Annotated in this window: 2 protein-coding genes and 1 pseudogene; all 3 read left to right on the forward strand. The window is 45.3% G+C overall.

Annotated features, from left to right (window positions below; translation table 11 throughout):
- Positions 1–405, forward strand: a pseudogene (locus ACEW8S_RS16200) (DoxX family protein); the annotation flags it as partial.
- A gap of 17 nt (positions 406–422) precedes the next feature.
- A complete protein-coding gene (tpiA, locus tag ACEW8S_RS16205) occupies positions 423–1,172 on the forward strand; it encodes a triose-phosphate isomerase (RefSeq protein ID WP_373519163.1) in 750 nt (249 codons plus the stop codon).
- Between the two features lie 31 nt (positions 1,173–1,203).
- Positions 1,204–1,548 (forward strand): 50S ribosomal protein L11 methyltransferase (locus tag ACEW8S_RS16210; RefSeq protein WP_373519164.1); only part of this gene is annotated, 345 nt, incomplete at its 3' end.

Consider the following 1,548-nt stretch of genomic DNA (forward strand, 5'->3'; position numbering starts at 1 on the left):
GATGTGGAGACCACCGAGGTACAAAAGGGATATGAACCCCCCGTTCACGATTTTACCATTGAACAGGAAGGTGAAGATTTTGCCGCTTCGCTGTTGCAGGAACCCAAGTTGGTCATGGTTATCGCCTATGATTTGGCAAAAACCAACGAAGACATCTATTCCGAGGTGAAGAAAATAACGGATGCTGCCCTTAAGAAAGGGTATAAAGTAATCGGGATGTCCGCTTCCAACGAACAGCAGACTTCAAAACTGGTAAAAGATCATAAGCTTGACTTCGAGTTCTACTTTACCGATGAGACTACTTTGAAAACGATAGTACGATCTAATCCAGGAGCGATGGTGTTGGAAAAGGGAACGATACAACAGAAAGTGCATTACAATGATTTGGACGAAATGGAATTTTAACGAAAACACTTGACAAAATGAGAAGTAAAATTGTAGCAGGAAACTGGAAAATGAACAAGAATCTGGCCGAAACCGAGGCATTGCTCACTGAACTGGCGGCGAAACTGCCGGATACCCAGGCGGAGGTAATGGTCGCCCCGACATTCGTCAGCCTGCCTTCGGCCGTTAAGCAACTGGAAACCTCTACCATTGAGGTGATTGCCCAGAACATGCATTTTGAGGAAAACGGAGCCTATACCGGTGAAATTTCACCTGATATGCTATTGGATATCGGAATTGATACCGTTATCATCGGTCACTCCGAGCGTAGGGCCTATTTTGGGGAAACCGATGAAATTCTGAACAAAAAGGTCGTTACTGCATTGCATAAAAATATGCGGGTGCTGTTCTGTTTTGGCGAAAAAATGGAGGATCGAAAATCTAAAAACCATTTTACGGTTGTAGAAGACCAGCTGAAAAACGCCCTTTTTTCTTTGGATGCATCGGCATGGACAAATATTGTTCTAGCCTACGAACCCGTTTGGGCCATAGGTACCGGAGAGACCGCATCACCGGAGCAGGCGCAGGAAATGCACGCCTTCATCCGCAAAACTATTACCGAAGCCTATGACACCTCGATCGCCAATAACGTGTCCATTTTATATGGCGGTAGTGTAAAACCCGACAACGCAGAAGAGATTTTCTCAAAGCCCGATGTCGATGGCGGACTCATAGGCGGGGCATCCTTGGTCGCGGACGATTTTGTTGCAATTATTAAGGCCATTTGAGCGTCCGCAACCCGTAAAATTCAACCTATCCTTGTCTACATACATAGAATACAACTTCAAAATTAAGCCCCTACAGCCTGCATCCGATATTCTGATCGCAGAACTGGGCGAGGCGGGTTTCGAGAGTTTTGTGGAGAACGGTGAGGGTATTCTCGCCTACATCCAAAAAGAGGATTTGCGGGTGAATATTTTGGAATCTATCCAGATTTTGCAAAACGCCCAATTCGATATCGCGCATACTTTCAAGGAAATCGCCCAAGAAAACTGGAACGAGACTTGGGAAAGTAATTTTCATCCCATCCTAATCAATCATCGATGTGCTGTTCGCGCCCCATTCCATACGAAATTCGATGTGGAATACGATATCGTTATCGAA

The sequence above is a fragment of the Pricia sp. genome (assembly GCF_041745955.1).
Lineage (GTDB): Bacteria > Bacteroidota > Bacteroidia > Flavobacteriales > Flavobacteriaceae > Pricia.

Excerpts from the sequence above, each read along its gene's own strand:
- tpiA (WP_373519163.1), top strand. The coding sequence starts at position 423 with ATGAGAAGTAAAATTGTAGCAGGAAACTGGAAAATGAACAAGAATCTG.